This is a genomic window from Hydrogenophaga sp. L310, from assembly GCF_055703065.1.
In genome coordinates this window covers 1-16,587 of record NZ_JBVPZA010000009.1, presented here as the reverse complement: position 1 = coordinate 16,587, position 16,587 = coordinate 1, and the positions used below count along the sequence as shown (strand labels likewise).

At 63.5% G+C, this 16,587-nt stretch carries 25 protein-coding genes; 5 read left to right on the top strand and 20 right to left on the bottom strand.

The annotated features are described in order from the left end of the window. Window positions 1-216 precede the first annotated feature (216 nt). The 6 genes from AC0GNO_RS15345 to AC0GNO_RS15320 form a co-directional block, all read right to left on the bottom strand. Complete coding sequence (locus AC0GNO_RS15345) at window positions 217-357, bottom strand: VOC family protein (protein ID WP_472890315.1); 141 nt, start codon at window positions 355-357, stop codon at window positions 217-219. A 24-nt stretch (window positions 358-381) separates the two neighbouring features. Further along, complete coding sequence (ptsP, locus tag AC0GNO_RS15340) at window positions 382-2,154, bottom strand: phosphoenolpyruvate--protein phosphotransferase (RefSeq protein ID WP_472904567.1); 1,773 nt, start codon at window positions 2,152-2,154, stop codon at window positions 382-384. Window positions 2,155-2,302: 148 nt separating this feature from the next. After that, a complete protein-coding gene (locus AC0GNO_RS15335) occupies window positions 2,303-2,572 on the bottom strand; it encodes an HPr family phosphocarrier protein (protein WP_472890317.1) in 270 nt (89 codons plus the stop codon). Next, window positions 2,541-2,987 (bottom strand): PTS sugar transporter subunit IIA, encoded by a 447-nt coding sequence (locus AC0GNO_RS15330; RefSeq protein ID WP_305360838.1) that lies wholly within the window; start codon window positions 2,985-2,987, stop codon window positions 2,541-2,543. Before AC0GNO_RS15330 ends, AC0GNO_RS15335 begins: the two co-directional genes overlap by 32 nt. Window positions 2,988-2,996: 9 nt before the next feature. Beyond that, window positions 2,997-4,265 carry an MFS transporter gene (locus AC0GNO_RS15325; RefSeq protein ID WP_472904566.1) on the bottom strand — a complete coding sequence of 423 codons (1,269 nt, stop codon included), beginning with the start codon at window positions 4,263-4,265 and terminating at the stop codon, window positions 2,997-2,999. Beyond that, the gene (locus AC0GNO_RS15320; RefSeq protein WP_472890319.1) at window positions 4,262-4,798 is read right to left on the bottom strand and encodes a hypothetical protein; all 537 of its coding nucleotides are present in this window, start codon (window positions 4,796-4,798) and stop codon (window positions 4,262-4,264) included. Before AC0GNO_RS15320 ends, AC0GNO_RS15325 begins: the two co-directional genes overlap by 4 nt. A gap of 60 nt (window positions 4,799-4,858) precedes the next feature. Between AC0GNO_RS15320 and AC0GNO_RS15315 the strand changes: the two genes are divergently transcribed. The 3 genes from AC0GNO_RS15315 (at window position 4,859) to AC0GNO_RS15305 (ending at window position 7,301) form a co-directional block, all read left to right on the top strand. Then, complete coding sequence (locus tag AC0GNO_RS15315) at window positions 4,859-6,124, top strand: CaiB/BaiF CoA transferase family protein (protein ID WP_472904565.1); 1,266 nt, start codon at window positions 4,859-4,861, stop codon at window positions 6,122-6,124. 50 nt (window positions 6,125-6,174) lie between these two features. Further along, window positions 6,175-6,645 (top strand): thioredoxin fold domain-containing protein, encoded by a 471-nt coding sequence (locus AC0GNO_RS15310; RefSeq protein ID WP_472890321.1) that lies wholly within the window; start codon window positions 6,175-6,177, stop codon window positions 6,643-6,645. 176 nt (window positions 6,646-6,821) lie between these two features. Then, the gene (locus AC0GNO_RS15305; protein ID WP_472890329.1) at window positions 6,822-7,301 is read left to right on the top strand and encodes a TlpA family protein disulfide reductase; all 480 of its coding nucleotides are present in this window, start codon (window positions 6,822-6,824) and stop codon (window positions 7,299-7,301) included. Window positions 7,302-7,408: 107 nt separating this feature from the next. Here AC0GNO_RS15305 and AC0GNO_RS15300 read toward each other — a convergent pair whose 3' ends face one another. Further along, window positions 7,409-7,861, bottom strand: coding sequence for a c-type cytochrome (locus AC0GNO_RS15300; protein WP_472890322.1), 453 nt, complete (start codon window positions 7,859-7,861; stop codon window positions 7,409-7,411). Window positions 7,862-8,009: 148 nt separating this feature from the next. Here AC0GNO_RS15300 and AC0GNO_RS15295 point away from each other — a divergent pair, with 148 nt between their 5' ends. Then, on the top strand, window positions 8,010-8,684 hold the full coding sequence (locus tag AC0GNO_RS15295; RefSeq protein WP_472904564.1) for a cytochrome b/b6 domain-containing protein: 675 nt from the start codon (window positions 8,010-8,012) through the stop codon (window positions 8,682-8,684). A gap of 67 nt (window positions 8,685-8,751) precedes the next feature. Further along, complete coding sequence (locus AC0GNO_RS15290; RefSeq protein WP_472890324.1) at window positions 8,752-9,246, top strand: GNAT family N-acetyltransferase; 495 nt, start codon at window positions 8,752-8,754, stop codon at window positions 9,244-9,246. Between the two features lie 70 nt (window positions 9,247-9,316). Here the strand turns inward: AC0GNO_RS15290 and AC0GNO_RS15285 are convergent, their stop codons facing one another. From AC0GNO_RS15285 to tuf, 13 genes are all read right to left on the bottom strand, one after another. After that, window positions 9,317-9,829 carry a redoxin family protein gene (locus AC0GNO_RS15285; protein ID WP_472904563.1) on the bottom strand — a complete coding sequence of 171 codons (513 nt, stop codon included), beginning with the start codon at window positions 9,827-9,829 and terminating at the stop codon, window positions 9,317-9,319. 138 nt (window positions 9,830-9,967) lie between these two features. Next, the gene (rpsQ, locus tag AC0GNO_RS15280) at window positions 9,968-10,237 is read right to left on the bottom strand and encodes a 30S ribosomal protein S17 (protein WP_177137010.1); all 270 of its coding nucleotides are present in this window, start codon (window positions 10,235-10,237) and stop codon (window positions 9,968-9,970) included. Between the two features lie 11 nt (window positions 10,238-10,248). After that, window positions 10,249-10,455, bottom strand: coding sequence for a 50S ribosomal protein L29 (gene rpmC, locus AC0GNO_RS15275; RefSeq protein ID WP_177137009.1), 207 nt, complete (start codon window positions 10,453-10,455; stop codon window positions 10,249-10,251). A gap of 16 nt (window positions 10,456-10,471) precedes the next feature. Further along, the gene (gene rplP / locus AC0GNO_RS15270; protein WP_177137008.1) at window positions 10,472-10,888 is read right to left on the bottom strand and encodes a 50S ribosomal protein L16; all 417 of its coding nucleotides are present in this window, start codon (window positions 10,886-10,888) and stop codon (window positions 10,472-10,474) included. 2 nt (window positions 10,889-10,890) lie between these two features. Further along, window positions 10,891-11,766, bottom strand: coding sequence for a 30S ribosomal protein S3 (gene rpsC, locus AC0GNO_RS15265; RefSeq protein ID WP_305725237.1), 876 nt, complete (start codon window positions 11,764-11,766; stop codon window positions 10,891-10,893). A 15-nt stretch (window positions 11,767-11,781) separates the two neighbouring features. Next, window positions 11,782-12,117 (bottom strand): 50S ribosomal protein L22, encoded by a 336-nt coding sequence (rplV, locus tag AC0GNO_RS15260; RefSeq protein ID WP_177137006.1) that lies wholly within the window; start codon window positions 12,115-12,117, stop codon window positions 11,782-11,784. A 9-nt stretch (window positions 12,118-12,126) separates the two neighbouring features. Next, window positions 12,127-12,402, bottom strand: a complete 276-nt coding sequence (gene rpsS, locus AC0GNO_RS15255) for a 30S ribosomal protein S19 (RefSeq protein WP_077334601.1) — start codon at window positions 12,400-12,402, stop codon at window positions 12,127-12,129. A 12-nt stretch (window positions 12,403-12,414) separates the two neighbouring features. Continuing rightward, the gene (gene rplB, locus AC0GNO_RS15250) at window positions 12,415-13,239 is read right to left on the bottom strand and encodes a 50S ribosomal protein L2 (RefSeq protein WP_472890326.1); all 825 of its coding nucleotides are present in this window, start codon (window positions 13,237-13,239) and stop codon (window positions 12,415-12,417) included. A gap of 2 nt (window positions 13,240-13,241) precedes the next feature. Next, on the bottom strand, window positions 13,242-13,556 hold the full coding sequence (rplW, locus tag AC0GNO_RS15245; protein ID WP_305360857.1) for a 50S ribosomal protein L23: 315 nt from the start codon (window positions 13,554-13,556) through the stop codon (window positions 13,242-13,244). Then, window positions 13,553-14,173, bottom strand: coding sequence for a 50S ribosomal protein L4 (gene rplD, locus AC0GNO_RS15240; protein ID WP_305360858.1), 621 nt, complete (start codon window positions 14,171-14,173; stop codon window positions 13,553-13,555). Before rplD ends, rplW begins: the two co-directional genes overlap by 4 nt. Continuing rightward, window positions 14,173-14,847 carry a 50S ribosomal protein L3 gene (rplC, locus tag AC0GNO_RS15235; RefSeq protein WP_472890327.1) on the bottom strand — a complete coding sequence of 225 codons (675 nt, stop codon included), beginning with the start codon at window positions 14,845-14,847 and terminating at the stop codon, window positions 14,173-14,175. The genes rplD and rplC overlap by 1 nt, the downstream gene beginning before the upstream one ends. Window positions 14,848-15,064: 217 nt before the next feature. After that, window positions 15,065-15,379 (bottom strand): 30S ribosomal protein S10, encoded by a 315-nt coding sequence (gene rpsJ, locus AC0GNO_RS15230; RefSeq protein WP_068174613.1) that lies wholly within the window; start codon window positions 15,377-15,379, stop codon window positions 15,065-15,067. An 11-nt stretch (window positions 15,380-15,390) separates the two neighbouring features. After that, on the bottom strand, window positions 15,391-16,581 hold the full coding sequence (tuf, locus tag AC0GNO_RS15225) for an elongation factor Tu (RefSeq protein WP_472890328.1): 1,191 nt from the start codon (window positions 16,579-16,581) through the stop codon (window positions 15,391-15,393). Window positions 16,582-16,587: the final 6 nt, after the last annotated feature.

Genomic DNA, 16,587 nt, shown 5'->3' with positions numbered 1-16,587 from the left:
CAAGGATCACGCCCCTGGCGTTGTGCGTGCCAATCGGCCTGGGGCGACCTGACCTCGTACAGCGCCAACGGCAAGCCATCGGGGTCGGCGAAAAAGGCGAACCGGCACCCCGTGTATTCGTCCAACCGCACCGGCTCGACCTCCACGCCCTGCGCCTCCGGATACGAGAGTCGGTGTGGCGCACCCGGGGAACAAAACAGTGCGATCTGTGAACCGTCAGGCAAGACCAGGTCCCGTTTCCAGCTCTGGCGCGTCTCGCTCACCGATCACCGGCAGACCCAGCACCCCGGCATAAAACCGCGGGGACCGTTCGACGTCCGAGCAGATGATTGCGGCGTGGTGGATGCGCAGCAGCACAGGGCGCGCCCCATCCGGCAAGCTTCAGTCCGCCATCAGCGCCGCCGGGTCCTCGGCCACAAGCACGCTCTGCGCCCAGGTCGCAAGCTTGACCGTGTCGCAGCGCAGAATTTGCTGCTTGACCGCGAGGATCTGCGACGGGTGCATGGAGAAACTGCGCAGACCCAGGCCGAGCAACAAGCGCGTCATGGCCACGTCGCCCGCCATTTCGCCGCACACGCTCACGCCCTTGCCCTGGGCGCGGCACTGCGCGATGGTGCTGGCCAGCAGTTGCAGGACAGCCGGATGCACCGGGTCGTACAGGTGCGAAACGGCTTCGTCGGCGCGGTCGATGGCCAGCGTGTACTGGATCAGGTCGTTGGTGCCGATGGACAGAAAATCGAAGTACCGCAGAAACAGCGGAATGGTGAGCGCCGCAGCGGGGACCTCGATCATCGCGCCCAGGCGCACCGGACCACAGGCCTGGCCCCGCGCGTCGAGTTGCTCGCGCGCGCGGTCCACCAGCGCCAGCGTCTGGCGGATCTCGCTCGCGTGCGCCAGCATCGGAATGAGCAGGTTGATCGCGCCGTGCGCCGCAGCGCGCAGGATGGCCCGCAACTGCGAAAGAAACATGGTCGGCTCGGCCAGACTCCAGCGGATGGCGCGCAGGCCCAGCGCCGGGTTCAGATGGTCTTCGCCCGCTCGCACGGGTGTTCGGTCCAGGGGTTTGTCGGCGCCCACGTCCACCGTCCGGATGGTGACGGGCAAGCCCTGCATGCCCTCGACCGCACGGCGGTAGGCCTGGTACTGCTCTTCTTCGTCGGGCAGCTTGCCGTTGCGGCCCATGAACAGGAACTCGGTTCGGAACAAGCCCACACCCACGGCACCGGCCTTGAGCGCGCCGACCGCGTCTTCGGGTTGTTCGATGTTGGCCAGCAGCTCGATCTTCTGCCCGTCGAGGGTGATGGCCGGGGTGTTCTTCAGACGCGAGAGGCGCTCGCGCTCGACCTCGCCCTGGCGTTGCTTGAAGCCGTACTCGGCCAGCAGGATCGCTGACGGATCGACCACCACGACGCCGGCGTCACCATCGATGATGACCCAGTCGTCCTGGTTGATCAGGTGGCTGGCCGAGCGCGCACCGACCACGGCCGGGATGTCCATGCTGCGCGCGACGATGGCGGTGTGGCTGGTCTTGCCGCCCACGTCTGTCACGAAGCCCGCAAACACGCTCTGCTTGAACTGCAGCATGTCGGCCGGCGACAGGTCGTGCGCGATCAGCACCAGCGGCACCTCGACCGAGGGATCGAACAGGGTGTCGCTCTTGCCGTCTGCCGCAGCAGGTCGCGGCGCCGCCACGGGCGAGGCCACGCCACGCATGAAGCGCAGCATGCGCTCGACCACCTGCTCCAGATCGGCCTTGCGCTCGCGCAGATAGGGGTCTTCCATTTCGTCGAACTGGCGCGCGATCACCTCCAGCTGGGTGGTCAGCGCCCATTCGGCGTTGTAATGGCGGTCCACGATCCAGTGCTTGACACCGTTGGTGAGCTGCTCGTCCTGCAGCAGCATGAGGTGCACGTCGAGCAGGGCGCTGAGTTCCGGGTGGGCGTCGTTGGAACCCAGTTCGCCCAGGCTGTGCTGCACGCGGCCGATCTCTTCGACCACCGCCTTGCGCGCCGAGCGCAGACGCTCGATCTCGGCCTCGACCTGTTCGGCCTTGACGAAATAGTGCGCCACGTCCACGCGGCTGGAAGCCACGATGACGGCCCGCCCGATGGCAATGCCCCGGGAGACGGCCAGGCCATGGACCGTGAAACTCATGCTGACCTCGAGCGCAAACGTTCAAGGCCAACGGCCGTTTCGCCGCCGGGCCGCCCCACGGCGAAACAGCCCCCTTGGGGGGCAGCGACCCGCGCAGCGGCGGAGCCCCGGGTCCATACCGCAGGCGGGGAAACGCAAGGGGGTGTCATCACTCTCCCTCGCCGAACTTGTCGTTGATCAGGGCGACGATGGCGTCCATCGCAGCCTGCTCGTCCGGGCCGTTGGTCTCGATCTCGACCATGCTGCCCATCCCGGCGGCCAGCATCATGACGCCCATGATGCTCTTGGCGTTGATGCGACGATCGCCGCGCGACATCCAGACGTCGCAGCTGTGGCTGCCGGCGATTTTGGTGAGTTTGGCCGAGGCGCGTGCGTGCAGCCCGAGCTTATTGCTGATGGTCACGGTGGTCTTGATCATGGGTGGCTCTTCGGGCCTGGTTCTGGGGTGCGGTCACAGCCACCTGGATGACCCCTTGCGTGGCGCCGATCATGGCGCGCGCGACCAGGGCATCGAGCGACTCGTGGCGGTAGGACACGGTGCGCAGCAGCATGGGCAGGTTGACGCCGGCGATCAGCTTGGAGCGCACGCCGTCGACCAGCTTCTGCGCCACATTGCAGGGTGTGGCACCAAACACGTCGGTCACGACCAGGGTATTGGGCTTGTCAAGCTGGCGCAACAACGCACGCGCCTGTGCCAGCGATTCTTCGGGCGGTACGTTGGGCTGGACATCCAGCGCCGACACCGCATCCGCGCTGTCGGGAAACACATGCAGCACACACTGGCGCAGAGCCGAAGCGAGCGGGGCGTGCGCAATGATGAGGATGCCGTTCATGGGTGCAGTTTAGTCCCGCGGCGAAACCGCATGTCGCCGGTAGCCGCGCAAAAAAACCCCATACGCTGACAAACAGCACAGCCCGAACACGGCCACGGCACCCCGGAAACTGGATTCGGTGCTCCAGCCCAGCGTGCCGAAGGCGTCCACCACCAGGCCGATCGACCACTGGACCACAAAAATCCCGGCAAAGATGACCAGGTTGAACGCCGAGAGCGCCCGTCCGGCCGCCTGGGGCGGCAAGGCCTGTGCCACCGCTGGCTGCGACAAGGCCACAAAGGTGCTGCCCACACAAAACACGGCCCACAGTTGCCAGCCCGCATCGGCGCCCAACCAGACGATGGCACCCAGCGCCACGAAGCTGAACGGCAGGCCCCACGCGATCAGGCGTTCGGGCAACAGGCCGCGGTGGGCGAGGTGGGGGTTGATCACGCCCCACAGCCAGAACGCCGCGAGCATGCACAGGTTGATGCCAAAGAGGCCCAGTGCCGACTGATCCGGCGTGTAGCCGGCCACCTTGACCATCCAGGGGCCGGCCCATAGGGTTTGCACCGCCACCATGCCGCCGTAGTTCACGAATCCGATGGGCACCATCTGGCGGAAATACGGGTGACGCCAGATCTCGCCATAGCCAACGGCCCTGCCCGCAGCGGGCGCACCGGCGCTCCCGTGGTGACGCCAGGCGGGCACGAGCGCGGCGATGCCCAGCATGGACACCACCACCAGCCCGGCAAGCAACCAGAACAACCCGCGCCAGCCCAGCAGCGGCATGAGCCACTGCACGGGCAAGGTCGACGCCACCATGCCGAACGAGCCGGTCATGAGCATCCAGGAGTTGGCGCGCATCTGCGTGGCCGGGCTCAGCCAGCGCCGGTAGCCGGTGAGCGGCGCCATCAGGCAGGCGCTCACACCCATGCCGGTCAGTACCCGCGCGGCGAGCAGCCCGGCGAAGCTGGTGGCCATGGCGAAGGCGGCACAACCGAGCACCGCCACACACAGGAACGCCAGGATGACGCGGCGCGGGCCATACCGGTCCAGCCAGGTGCCCAGCGGCAGCTGCGTCAGCGCAAAACCGAAGAAGTAACCCCCGGCCAGCAGGCCCAGGTCACTCGCCTGCAGCGATAGTTCGGCGCTGAGGACCGGCGAGAGTGTGGCGGTAACGGCACGCACCAGCGCCGACAAAAAATAGGCCAGCGCAAAAGCGAGAAAGACCCACACCGCCGTGCGCGGTGCCAGCCATTCGTTCTCGGGCACCGGCGGTCTGGCCTGGGCGCTCATGGGGTGGGCAGGCGCAAACCGGCGAAGAACGGATCCACCGCCTCGTCGGTCAGCTGGGCGCCGTACACGGCGGCTTGAAACACCTGCGTGCCCTGGGCGAAATAGGCGGCGCGCGTCTGCACCGGCTGGCCTTGTGGATCTTGACCTTGCGCGCTCACGCCGAGCGCCGCCGGTGTACCGGCCACGCTCACGGTCCACCCGTAGGCCGGATCGTCGGCCGGTGTGGGCACCGCTCGAATGGATTGAAGGCTGGCGCTGCGCCAGGCGGCCAGCGCGGTCGGCACCTGGGCGGCATTGCCCACATCGGCCCAGGCCACGGCAAAGCGCAGGCCACCGGTTTCGCAGCTGTGCATGTGCAGCTCGGCCGGCGCGCCAGCCAAAGGCACCGTGCGCGTGGCGCTCTCGGGTTTGCAGGGCATGAGGGCGAGCAAGGGCGCGCCGTCCAGGCGCAGCTCGCGCCAGTTGAAGGTGGGGCTGCAGGCGCCCAGGGCGAGCAGCGAGGCCAGCCACGCTGCGCGGGATGAATACGACAACGGGATCTCCGGACAAAAAGCGCGACAACCGGGCAACGCCGGTACGGGCACAATGGCCCGATGAACGCTCTGGATGGTATCCGCATACTCGATTTGTCCCGCGTGCTGGCCGGGCCCTGGTGCACGCAAACGCTCGCCGATCTGGGCGCCGACGTGGTGAAGGTGGAGCGCCCGCCCGGCCCCAACCACCCCGGTGGCGACGACACACGCGGCTGGGGCCCACCCTTCCTGAAGGGGCGCGACGGCGCCGACACCGGCGAGGCCGCCTACTACCTGGGCGCCAACCGCAACAAGCGATCCATCACCTGCGACATCGCGCAACCCGAAGGCCAGGCGCTGATCCGCGAACTCGCCGCCAAGGCCGACGTGTTCGTGGAGAACTACAAGGTCGGCGACATGGCGCGCTACGGGCTCGATTTCGCGTCGCTGCACGCCATCAACCCGAAGCTGGTCTACTGCTCGATCACCGGCTTCGGCCAGACCGGACCGTACAAGGACCGCGCGGGTTACGACTACGCGATCCAGGGCATGGGCGGGCTGATGAGCGTGACCGGCGAGCGCGATGATCTGCCCGGCGGCGGCCCGCAGAAGGTGGGTGTGGCGGTGGCCGACCTGTTCACCGGGCTCTACGCCACGGTAGCCATCCAGGCCGCGCTGCGCCACGCCGAGCGCACCGGCGAGGGACAACACATCGACATGGCCCTGCTCGACACGCAGGTCACCATGCTCGCCAACCTGGGCGCCAACTACCTGGTGCGCGGCCGTGACGACGGCAAGGTGCCCGGTCGCGCGGGCAACGCGCATGTCAACATCGTGCCGTACCAGGTGTTCGAGGTGGCGCCGGATGCGCAGAGGCGGCCTCAGCACATCATCCTGGCCGTGGGCAACGACGGCCAGTTCGCCAAATTCTGCGAGGTGGCGGGCCGCCCGGATCTGGCGCAGGACGAACGCTTCGCCCGCAACCAGAACCGCGTGCGCCACCGAGACGTGCTGGTACCGCTGCTCGAAGCGATCATGAAGACGCGCAGCAAGGCCGACTGGCTCGCCGCGCTGGAAGCCGCCAAGGTGCCCGGCGGCCCGATCAACAACCTGGCCGAGGTGTTTGCCGACCCGCAGGTGCAAGAGCGCGGCATGGTGCAGACCTGGCAGCACCCGCTGGCCGACGCGGTAGACCTGGTGGCCAGCCCGCTCAAGCTCAGCGCCACCCCGGTGCGCAGCGATCTGCCGCCACCGCTGCTGGGCGAGCACACGGCCGAGGTGCTGGGCGACTGGCTGGCCCACACGCCCGAGCGCTTGTCGGAACTTCGCGCGCGCGGTATCGTCTGACGCTGGCCTGCTCGTCCCCCTCTTCCTGTCACCCTGACGCCCCACTTGCCATGAGCACCACCGCAACGAAGCCTGAAGAAGTGGCAACCGCCGCCACCCCGATCAACCGATCCGCGGCCTTGCCCAGCCCGGCGTCCCTGCGCGGCGCAGCTCTGGCCGCCGCAGCCCTCGGGGAACCGCTGGTGGTGATGACCACGCTGAGTGGCTGCCCTTATTGCGACCTGGTCCGCAACAGCTACCTGCTGCCCCTGCGGCGCGAGGGCAAGGTGCAGGCGGTGCAGATCGACATCCGCGACCGCAGCAGCAACCTGCAGGGCTTCCAGGGCGAAAACACCACCCCGGCCGAACAGGCCCGGCTGTGGAAAGCGCGCTTTGCACCGACGGTGCTCTTCCTCGGACCCAAGGGGCAAGAGCTGGCCGAACGCCTGGTCGGCGTGGCGGTGCCGGATTTTTACGGGGAATACCTCAATGCACGTCTCCAGGAAGCCCGCATCAAACTGAAATCGGCACACGCCACCTGAATCCCCGGCGGATTGAACTTTTACCGGTTCCGTTGAACTCCCACTGCTGGCCAAGGTCCATCTCTCACATTCCGCCAACGATTGGCCGTCAACCGCATCACCTTCCCTTGAGCGAACCCTGCCCCATGTTTTTCCGTTCCACCATCACCGATTTGGCCACCCGCCGCCGCTCCGTCATGACGCTGTTTGCTGTCGTGGCCGCCGCAACTTTCAGCCTGAGCGGTTGCGGCACCCGTGACGCCGCCCCGGCTTCCACCTTTGTGCTGATCGACGGCAGCCAGTCCACCACCGCCGACCTCAAAGGCAAAGTGACGCTGGTGAACTTCTGGGCCACGACCTGCGTCTCCTGCGTCAAGGAAATGCCGGCGCTGACCGCGACCTACAACAAATACAAGGACCGCGGCTACGACACCGTGGCCGTGGCCATGAGCTACGACCCGCCCGCCTGGGTGCTCAATTTCGCCAAGACCCGGCAACTGCCCTTCAAGGTGGCCCTCGACAACACCGGGGAACTGGCGAAGGCCTGGGGCGACGTGAAGCTCACCCCCACGACCTACCTGGTGGACAAACAGGGCATCATCGTCAAGCGCTTCGTCGGCGAACCCGACATGACGGCGCTGCACAACCTGATCGAAGAGTTGCTCGCCAAGGGTTGACACCCGTCCAGGCATGTTCTCGCATGAAAAAGCCGGCTCCTCGAAGCCGGCTTTTTTTGTCATTCGCGGACGCCGTCATGCGCCCCACGAACGATGTGCTCCACGCTTCAGTCCTTGCGGAAGTCGTCGTGGCAGGCCTTGCACGACTGGCCCGCTGCGCCGAACGCGGTCTTCACGCTGTCCAGATTGCCCGTTCTCGCGGCAGCGGCGAGCTTGGCCACTTCCCCCTGCATTTTCTCGGCCGCCGCATTGAATTTCGCCTGCTCGGTCCAGATCGCGGGCAGCGCACGGGTCTCACCCTTGTCCGTCCCCGGGCCGAAGCCCGCATAGGGCAGCTTGCTCATGGTCTCCACGATGGCCGCGTTGTCCGCCGCCACCTTGGCATCGAACGGCGCCTTGCCACTGGCCATCGCACCGATGCGTCCAAAATGGGCGGCCATCACGGTGAACGCGGCTTTGCGGTACTTGACCGCATCTTCGGGCTTCTGGAACTGGGCCGCAGCGGGAAAGGACAAGCTGACCGCAGCTACACCGAGAGCAAGAGAGGCAAGCGTTTTCATGGTGACTCCTGAGCAAGTGGATTGGATGTGTTGTTGTAGCCCGTGAGTGCTACAACGCGCTGAGTCTACGTCCGATGATTAAGTTCCGCAGGAACTGATGGCGCACTGTTTTCTCCATAATGCAGGCGTCACCACAGGAGGCTCGACCATGCACACCATCCGCGTCTGGGATCTGCCCACCCGCCTGTTCCACTGGGCTCTGGTGGTCTGTGTCATTGGCCAGATCGTCACGGCCAATGTGGGTGGGAACTGGATGAACTGGCACTTGCGCCTGGGTTACGCGGTGTTGACCCTGTTGCTGTTCAGGCTGGTCTGGGGTTTTGTAGGCGGGCACTGGTCCCGCTTCTCCAGCTTTCTGTACGGCCCCGCCACGGTGCTGAACTACCTCAGAGGCCAGGCCCGCCCGGAACACCGCGTCGGCCACAATCCGCTGGGAGCATTCTCCGTTTTTGGATTGCTGGCACTCTTGTTGCTGCAGGTCGGAAGCGGTCTTTTCAGCGACGATGAAATTGCGTTCACCGGCCCGCTGGTGAGCCTGGTCTCAAGTGATACCGTCAGTCTGGCCACCAGCTACCACAAGAATGTCGGCAAGTTCATTGTGCTGGCCCTCGTGGCGCTGCACCTTCTGGCGATAGGTTTTTACAGGATCGCCAAGAAGGAAGATCTGGTGCGTCCCATGATCGTCGGTGACAAGCAGGTCGCCACGCCCGTCTCGAGCGCGCGGGACTCTGCGCAGTCGCGCCTGCTGGCCCTGGGGGTGTTGTGCCTGTGCGCGCTGGTGGTATATGGGCTGGTGGACCTGGGTACCGTGACCGGGTTTTGACTGACTGCGGCCCGAACGCCTTGTCGTCTATAGTCGTGATCCGGAATTGCCCGAGCACCCCTCATCCATGAACGAGTCCCCAGCCGAAGTCAGCTTGCGCCTGGTCCACGCTGGCGAAGATGTGGACATCATCCGTACACTCTTTCTGGAGTACCAAGCCGATCTGGGCGTGGACCTGTGCTTCCAGGGCTTCGCCAACGAGCTGGTTACCCTGCCCGGCGACTACTCGGCACCCGGAGGTGGCTTGATGCTGGCCTGTGTGGATGGCCTCCCCGCCGGCTGCTGTGCCTTCCGTCCATTGATCAGCAGTGACCACCTCAACGCCTGCGAAATGAAACGCCTGTTTGTCCGGCGCGCATTCCGGGGTTTTGGTCTGGGGCGCCAGCTGGTCGAACAAACCATGTCGATGGCCCGGCTCGCGGGCTACACCACCATGTTGCTGGACACCCTGAGCGAGATGGAGACGGCACGGGCCATGTACCAGGAGGCCGGTTTTGTCGAGGTGCCCCCCTACTACCACAACCCTCTGGCAGGAGCGCACTACCTCAAAGCCATGCTTTAGCGTGGCGATCACCAGCGATAGAAGGGCAGGCCATCCGCTGGCGGCATGCCCTTGATGTCGCCCGCAATGTTCAGACGCCTGCTTTGATCTGTGCCAGCAAGGTGTCGGCGTCGCTCACCTCGAACTGACCCGGGCCTTCGATGTTCAGCGCCTTGACCACGCCATCCTTCACCAGCATGGAATAGCGGTTGCTGCGCAGGCCCATGCCGCGCGCCGTCAGATCCAGTGTCAGGCCCGTGGCCTTGGCAAACTCCGCGCTGCCGTCGGCCAGCATGCGCACCTTGTCACCGGTTTTCTGGTCGCGCGCCCAGGCACCCATCACAAACGCGTCGTTCACGCTCAGGCACCAGATTTCGTCAACGCCCGCTGCCTTGAGGGCATCGAACTGAGCCACATAGCCGGGCACATGTTTGGCAGAACAAGTAGGGGTGAACGCACCGGGCAAGGCAAAAATAGCGATGGTCTTGCCAGCGCTGGCCTTGGCCGTGTCCACAGGGTTGGGGCCAATGCTGCAGCCTTCTCCCGCAACCTCGATGAATTCCATCAAGGTGGTTGCAGGAATCTTGTCGCCAATCTGAATCATGGGGGCTCCTCGTTGTACTGGATAAAGCCCCGCAGGGCCGGATTGGCCAACCCGCGAGAAACGCGGCGCCAGAAATGAAAAAAGCGACCGAATTGTCGGTCGCTTCTTCGAGTTGCGCTGCAGGGCGCAAAAACAGGCTTACACCAGTGCGGCCTTTTGAACCAGGCGGGTGGCAACCCAGTTTTTGGTCTTGGACAGCGGACGGCTTTCGGTGATCTCGATCACGTCGCCCGTCTTGTATTCACCCGCTTCGTCGTGCGCGTGGTACTTGCTCGACTTGGCAACGATCTTGTCGTAGAGCTCGTGCTTCACACGGCGCTCGACCAGAACCGTCACGGTCTTTGCACGCTTGTCACTGACGACCTTGCCAATCAAGGTGCGCTTGAGGGATGTTTTAGCTTCCGTCATGGTTTCGCTCCTTATTTGGCAGCAGCCGCTGCACGCTGTTGCTCGGCCAGGATGGTCTTGGCGCGGGCAATGGCACGGCGGGTGTCGCCCAGCGTACCGGTGTTGTTGAGTTGTTGCGTGGCTTTTTGCATGCGCAGACCGAAGTGGGCCTTTTGCAGCGATTTCACTTCGGCTTCGAGGCCGGCCACATCCTTTTTGCGCAGATCAGCAGTTTTCATCTCATGTTCTCCTGAATCACTGACCCAGCATGCGCGTCACGAACGTGGTGCGCAAAGGAAGTTTGGCAGCAGCCAGCGTGAAGGCTTCACGCGCCAGCTGTTCGGGCACACCGACGATCTCGTAGAGCACCTTGCCGGGCTGGATTTCAGCCACGTAGTACTCGACCGAACCCTTGCCGTTGCCCATGCGGACTTCGGCAGGCTTCTGGGAAATCGGCTTGTCCGGGAAGACGCGGATCCAGATCCGGCCGCCACGCTTGACGTGACGGGAAATCGCACGGCGTGCGGCTTCGATCTGGCGGGCCGTCAGACGGCCGCGGTCGGTGGACTTGAGACCGAAGTCACCAAAAGCCACGGTGGCGCCACTGGTGGCGACGCCCGTGTTGCGGCCTTTTTGCTCTTTACGGTACTTGCGACGAGCGGGTTGCAACATGTTTATTCTCCTTTGCCGTCCGCAGCTGCAGATGCGGGTGCGTCTTTACGAACGCGCTTAACGGCGGGTTTGGTGTCACCACCCGTGGCTTCGGCAGGCTTGTCGCTGCCATCGGCCGGGGCGGCATTGGCGCCAGGGCGGCGAACCGCAGCGCGGGCAGGAGGACCTGCCGGACGCTCGCGGCGCGGACCACGCGGACGACGATCTTCTTCGGAACGCGGTGCTTCGGCAGCCACAGGCGCATCGTTGCGACCCAGGGTGTCGCCCTTGTAAACCCAGACCTTGACACCGATGATGCCGTAGGTGGTCTTGGCTTCGGACGTGCCGTAGTCGATGTCGGCGCGCAAGGTGTGAAGCGGCACGCGGCCTTCGCGGTACCACTCGCAACGGGCGATTTCGATACCGTTCAGACGACCCGACGACATGATCTTGATGCCCAGGGCACCCAGACGCATGGCGTTCTGCATGGCGCGCTTCATGGCGCGGCGGAACATGATGCGCTTTTCGAGCTGCTGCGTGATGCTGTCGGCGATCAGCTTGGCATCGATTTCGGGCTTGCGCACTTCTTCGATGTTGACCGCAACCGGCACGCCCAGCTTGGCGGCCAGTTCTTTCTTCAGCTTCTCGATGTCTTCACCCTTCTTGCCGATCACCACGCCCGGACGTGCCGAGTAAATGGTGATGCGGGCATTCTTGGCAGGACGCTCGATCACGACGCGGGAAACCGCGGCGTTCTTCAGCTTGCCCTTGAGGTACTCGCGCACCTTGATGTCTTCGGCCAGCATGCCGGCGAAGTCGCGGTTGCTTGCGTACCAGCGGCTGGCCCAGTTGCGTGAAATCGCGAGGCGGAACCCGGTGGGGTTGATTTTCTGTCCCATATTCCAGTGACCTCTTCAGTTGCCAACTGTCACATAGATGTGACAGGTGGGTTTGCTGATGCGGTTGCCGCGGCCTTTGGCGCGGGCCGAAAAACGCTTGAGCGTGGTGCCTTGTTCGATGTAGATGGTCTTGACCCTCAATTCATCGATGTCGGCGCCGTCGTTGTGTTCAGCATTGGCGATGGCGGATTCAAGCGCTTTCTTGACAATGCCAGCGGCCTTCTTCTGCGTGAACGCCAGGATGTTCAGGGCTTGGTCAACCTTTTTGCCGCGAATCAGGTCCGCAACCAGGCGGCCCTTGTCCATCGACAGGCGCACGCCGCGAACGACAGAGCGAGTTTCTGTATTCATGGTTGGTCCTTACTTCTTCGCTTTTTTATCGGCCGGGTGGCCTTTGAACGTGCGTGTCAGCGAAAACTCGCCGAGCTTGTGACCCACCATCTGATCGGTGATGTACACGGGCACGTGCTGCTTGCCGTTGTGCACAGCGATGGTCAGGCCGATGAACTCGGGCAGGATCATGGAGCGGCGCGACCAGGTCTTGACGGGCTTTTTGTCCTTGGTGGACACGGCCTTTTCCACCTTGGCCATCAGATGATGGTCAATGAAAGGGCCTTTTTTGAGTGAACGAGTCATGTTGTCAACCCTTTACTTCTTGCGACGCGACACGATCATCGACTGCGTACGGCGGTTGTTGCGCGTACGGTAGCCTTTGGTCAGGTTGCCCCATGGATCCACCGGAGCGCGGCCTTCGCCGGTCTTGCCTTCACCACCACCGTGCGGGTGGTCGATCGGGTTCATCGCGGTACCGCGAACGGTCGGACGGATACCCATGTGACGCTTCACACCGGCCTTGCCCAGCTGACGCAGGCTGTGTTCCTGGTTGGACACTTCACCGATGGTGGCGCGGCAATCCACGTGGATCTTGCGCACTTCACCCGAGCGCATGCGCACCTGGGCGTAAATGCCTTCGCGGGCCAGCAACACGGCCGAGGCACCAGCGGAACGGGCGATTTGCGCGCCCTTGCCGACTTGCAACTCAATGCAGTGGATGGTCGAACCGACGGGAATGTTGCGGATCGGCAGGGTGTTGCCGACACGGATCGGCGACTCCGAACCGGACAGCAGCGTGGCACCGACTTCAACACCGCGCGGGGCAATGATGTAGCGGCGCTCGCCATCGGCGTAGCACACCAGCGCAATATGGGCGGTGCGGTTGGGGTCGTACTCGATGCGTTCGACCTTGGCCGGGATGCCGTCCTTGGTGCGACGGAAGTCGACCACGCGGTAGTGGTGCTTGTGACCACCGCCCTTGTGGCGAACCGTGATGTGACCGTTGTTGTTGCGACCGGCCTTCTGGAATTGTGGTTCCAGCAGCGGCGCATAACCTTCACCTTTGTGGAGGTGGTCACGCGTGACCTTCACCATGCCGCGACGGCCTGGTGAGGTGGGCTTCATCTTGATAACTGCCATGATTAAACAGCCTCCCCGCCGAAGTTCAGTTCCTGACCCGGCATCAGCGTCACGTAGGCCTTGCGCACGTGGTCGCGACGACCAACCGACTTGCCAAAGCGCTTGGACTTGCCTTTTTGGTTGAGCACGGACACGCCCTTGACTTCCACCTTGAACATCAATTCCACAGCGGCTTTGATTTCAGGCTTGGAAGCATCCCGCAGCACCTTGAACAGCACAGCGTTGGTTTGCTCGGCGGCTTGCGTGGCCTTTTCCGACACGATCGGCGCAACCAGCACCTGCATCAGACGGCCTTCATCGTATTTCGTGACGCTCATGCGAACATCTCCTTGAGCTTGTCAATGGCGCCCTTGGTGACAATCACCTTCTTGTAGTGCACCAGGGACACCGGATCGGCGTAACGCGGCTCAACAACCAGGATGTTGGGCAGGTTGCGCGAAGCCAGATACAGGTTTTCGTCCACTTCCTCGGCAATCACCAGAACATGGTTCAGGTTCATGGCCTTGAACTTGTCGGCGAGCTGCTTGGTCTTGGGTGAATCCACCGTCATGGAATCGACCACAGCCAGACGGCCTTCACGAACCAGTTGCGAGAAGATGGAGGCCATGCCGGCACGGTACATCTTCTTGTTGATCTTCTGGGTGAAGTTCTCGTCGGGGCTGTTCGGGAAAATGCGACCGCCGCCACGCCACAGCGGGGAAGAGGTCATACCGGCGCGGGCGCGGCCCGTGCCTTTTTGCTTGAACGGCTTCTTCGTCGAGTGATGGACCTGCTCACGGTCCTTCTGAGCTCGCGTACCCTGGCGGGCGTTGGCCTGATAGGCCACGACCAGCTGGTGAATCAGCGCTTCGTTGTAGTCGCGACCAAAAACGGTCTCGGGCACGTCCACATTGGACGAGGCTTGACCCTGGTCATTCAGGAGTTCAACTTGCATCAGTTAGCTCCCTTGTTGACTTTGGCTTTGATGGCGGGGCGAACGGTCAGGAAACCGCCGTTGGAGCCCGGCACAGCGCCACGAATCATCAGCAGCTGACGGGCTTCGTCAACGCGGAAGATGTCGAGGTTCTGAATGGTCTTGGTGTCATCGCCCATGTGACCGGTCATTTTCTTGCCGGGGAACACGCGACCGGGGTCTTGTGCCATGGAGATGGAGCCCGGGACGTTGTGCGAACGGCTGTTGCCGTGCGACGCGCGCTGGGATTTGAAGTTGTGGCGCTTGATGGTGCCGGCGAAGCCTTTACCGATCGAAGTACCTTGCACGTCCACCTTCTGGCCAGCCGCAAACACAGCAGTGGCAGCCACCACGGCACCGGGCTGGTACTGGGCAGCGACGTCGGAGGCGACGCGGAATTCCTGGATGATTTCACCCGCTTCAACACCGGCCTTGGCCAGGTGGCCCGCTTCGGGTTTGGTGACGCGTGAAGCACGGCGGGCACCAAAGGTGACCTGCAGCGCATCGTAGCCATCGTTGGCTTGGGTTTTGACTTGTGTCACACGGTTGTTGGACACGTCGACCACCGTGACAGGAACTGCGTCCCCATCATCGGTGAACAGGCGCATCATGCCCACCTTGCGACCCAACAACCCGAGGGAGTTGCTAAGACTCATTGTTTTCTCCGTTCCCGACTTCAATTGGCCGGGGCTGATGTTGTGCCCGCCTCTGCCCTGAGGCAGCGCTGCGACACATTGTTAAGGCGCTCCGGACCCACCGGTCAGCACCGAAAAAACGATCATCTCTCAGACCAAAGGCCTGAAAAGCCTACGAGTATAACCAGCAGGCTGAATTTGCGCAAGCCTGACTCTCGCCAGGCTTGCCATGCGTGCATTACTGCAGCTTGATTTCGACGTCCACGCCGGCCGGCAGGTCGAGCTTCATCAGGGCGTCAACCGTTTTATCGGTCGGGTCCACGATGTCCATCAGACGCTGGTGGGTGCGAATTTCGAGCTGGTCGCGCGACGTCTTGTTGACGTGCGGCGAACGCAAGATGTCAAAACGCTTCATGCGCGTCGGCAGGGGCACGGGGCCCTTGACGATGGCCCCGGTGCGCTTGGCGGTGTCCACAATCTCGGCGGCCGAGGTGTCGATCAGTTTGTAGTCAAACGCCTTCAGGCGGATGCGGATCTTTTGCTTGGAAGACATGTGTGTGCTCCTTACGCAATGATCTTGGCAACAACGCCGGCGCCAACGGTACGACCGCCTTCGCGGATGGCGAAGCGCAGGCCTTCTTCCATGGCGATGGGGTTGATCAGCTTGACCGTGATCGACACGTTGTCACCCGGCATGACCATTTCCTTGCCTTCGGGCAGCTCGATCGAGCCGGTCACGTCGGTGGTGCGGAAGTAGAACTGCGGACGGTAGTTGTTGAAGAACGGCGTGTGACGGCCACCTTCATCCTTGGACAGCACGTAGATCTCGCCGGTGAAGTGCGTGTGCGGCTTGATGGAGCCGGGCTTGCACAGCACCTGGCCGCGCTGCACGTCTTCGCGCTTGGTGCCGCGCAGCAGGATACCGACGTTGTCGCCAGCCTGGCCCTGGTCCAGCAGCTTGCGGAACATTTCCACGCCGGTGCAGGTGGTCTTCTGGGTGTCGCTGATACCGACGATCTCGATTTCTTCGCCGACCTTGACGATGCCGCGCTCGATACGACCGGTCACGACGGTGCCGCGGCCGGAGATGGAGAACACGTCTTCCACGGGCATCAGGAAGGCACCGTCCACCGCACGGTCAGGCGTGGGGATGTAGGTGTCCAGCGCATCGGCCAGCTTCATGATGGCTTCTTCGCCCAGAGGGCCCTTGTCGCCTTCGAGGGCGAGCTTGGCCGAGCCGTGGATGATGGGGGTGGCGTCGCCGGGGAATTCGTACTTGTCCAGCAGTTCGCGCACTTCCATTTCAACGAGTTCGAGCAGCTCGGCGTCGTCGACCATGTCGCACTTGTTCAGGAACACGATGATGTAAGGCACGCCCACCTGACGGGCCAGCAGGATGTGCTCGCGGGTCTGGGGCATGGGGCCGTCAGCGGCCGAGCACACCAGGATGGCGCCGTCCATCTGGGCGGCACCGGTGATCATGTTCTTGACGTAGTCGGCGTGGCCGGGGCAATCAACGTGGGCGTAGTGGCGGTTGGCCGTTTCGTATTCCACGTGGGCGGTGTTGATGGTGATGCCGCGGGCCTTTTCTTCCGGAGCCGCGTCGATCTGGTCGTAGGCCTTGGCTGCACCGCCGAACTTGGCCGACAGCACGGTGGTGATCGCCGCCGTCAGTGTCGTCTTGCCGTGGTCCACGTGACCGATGGTGCCGACGTTCACGTGCGGCTTGGTCCGCTCAAATTTCTCTTTTGCCATTTTTCA

Excerpts from the sequence above, each read along its gene's own strand:
- AC0GNO_RS15290 (WP_472890324.1), top strand. The coding sequence starts at position 8,752 with ATGAACGAGTCCCCAGCCGAAGTCAGCTTGCGCCTGGTCCACGCTGGC.
- rplB (WP_472890326.1), bottom strand. The coding sequence starts at position 13,239 with ATGGCAGTTATCAAGATGAAGCCCACCTCACCAGGCCGTCGCGGCATG.
- rpmC (WP_177137009.1), bottom strand. The coding sequence starts at position 10,455 with ATGAAAACTGCTGATCTGCGCAAAAAGGATGTGGCCGGCCTCGAAGCC.
- AC0GNO_RS15300 (WP_472890322.1), bottom strand. The coding sequence starts at position 7,861 with ATGAAAACGCTTGCCTCTCTTGCTCTCGGTGTAGCTGCGGTCAGCTTG.
- rplV (WP_177137006.1), bottom strand. The coding sequence starts at position 12,117 with ATGAATACAGAAACTCGCTCTGTCGTTCGCGGCGTGCGCCTGTCGATG.
- AC0GNO_RS15310 (WP_472890321.1), top strand. The coding sequence starts at position 6,175 with ATGAGCACCACCGCAACGAAGCCTGAAGAAGTGGCAACCGCCGCCACC.
- rplW (WP_305360857.1), bottom strand. The coding sequence starts at position 13,556 with ATGAGCGTCACGAAATACGATGAAGGCCGTCTGATGCAGGTGCTGGTT.
- AC0GNO_RS15305 (WP_472890329.1), top strand. The coding sequence starts at position 6,822 with ATGACGCTGTTTGCTGTCGTGGCCGCCGCAACTTTCAGCCTGAGCGGT.
- AC0GNO_RS15295 (WP_472904564.1), top strand. The coding sequence starts at position 8,010 with ATGCACACCATCCGCGTCTGGGATCTGCCCACCCGCCTGTTCCACTGG.
- AC0GNO_RS15335 (WP_472890317.1), bottom strand. The coding sequence starts at position 2,572 with ATGATCAAGACCACCGTGACCATCAGCAATAAGCTCGGGCTGCACGCA.
- AC0GNO_RS15285 (WP_472904563.1), bottom strand. The coding sequence starts at position 9,829 with ATGATTCAGATTGGCGACAAGATTCCTGCAACCACCTTGATGGAATTC.
- AC0GNO_RS15315 (WP_472904565.1), top strand. The coding sequence starts at position 4,859 with ATGAACGCTCTGGATGGTATCCGCATACTCGATTTGTCCCGCGTGCTG.
- rplC (WP_472890327.1), bottom strand. The coding sequence starts at position 14,847 with ATGAGTCTTAGCAACTCCCTCGGGTTGTTGGGTCGCAAGGTGGGCATG.
- rplP (WP_177137008.1), bottom strand. The coding sequence starts at position 10,888 with ATGTTGCAACCCGCTCGTCGCAAGTACCGTAAAGAGCAAAAAGGCCGC.
- rpsQ (WP_177137010.1), bottom strand. The coding sequence starts at position 10,237 with ATGACGGAAGCTAAAACATCCCTCAAGCGCACCTTGATTGGCAAGGTC.
- rpsS (WP_077334601.1), bottom strand. The coding sequence starts at position 12,402 with ATGACTCGTTCACTCAAAAAAGGCCCTTTCATTGACCATCATCTGATG.
- rpsJ (WP_068174613.1), bottom strand. The coding sequence starts at position 15,379 with ATGTCTTCCAAGCAAAAGATCCGCATCCGCCTGAAGGCGTTTGACTAC.
- ptsP (WP_472904567.1), bottom strand. The coding sequence starts at position 2,154 with ATGAGTTTCACGGTCCATGGCCTGGCCGTCTCCCGGGGCATTGCCATC.
- rpsC (WP_305725237.1), bottom strand. The coding sequence starts at position 11,766 with ATGGGACAGAAAATCAACCCCACCGGGTTCCGCCTCGCGATTTCACGC.
- AC0GNO_RS15330 (WP_305360838.1), bottom strand. The coding sequence starts at position 2,987 with ATGAACGGCATCCTCATCATTGCGCACGCCCCGCTCGCTTCGGCTCTG.
- AC0GNO_RS15325 (WP_472904566.1), bottom strand. The coding sequence starts at position 4,265 with ATGAGCGCCCAGGCCAGACCGCCGGTGCCCGAGAACGAATGGCTGGCA.
- tuf (WP_472890328.1), bottom strand. The coding sequence starts at position 16,581 with ATGGCAAAAGAGAAATTTGAGCGGACCAAGCCGCACGTGAACGTCGGC.
- rplD (WP_305360858.1), bottom strand. The coding sequence starts at position 14,173 with ATGCAAGTTGAACTCCTGAATGACCAGGGTCAAGCCTCGTCCAATGTG.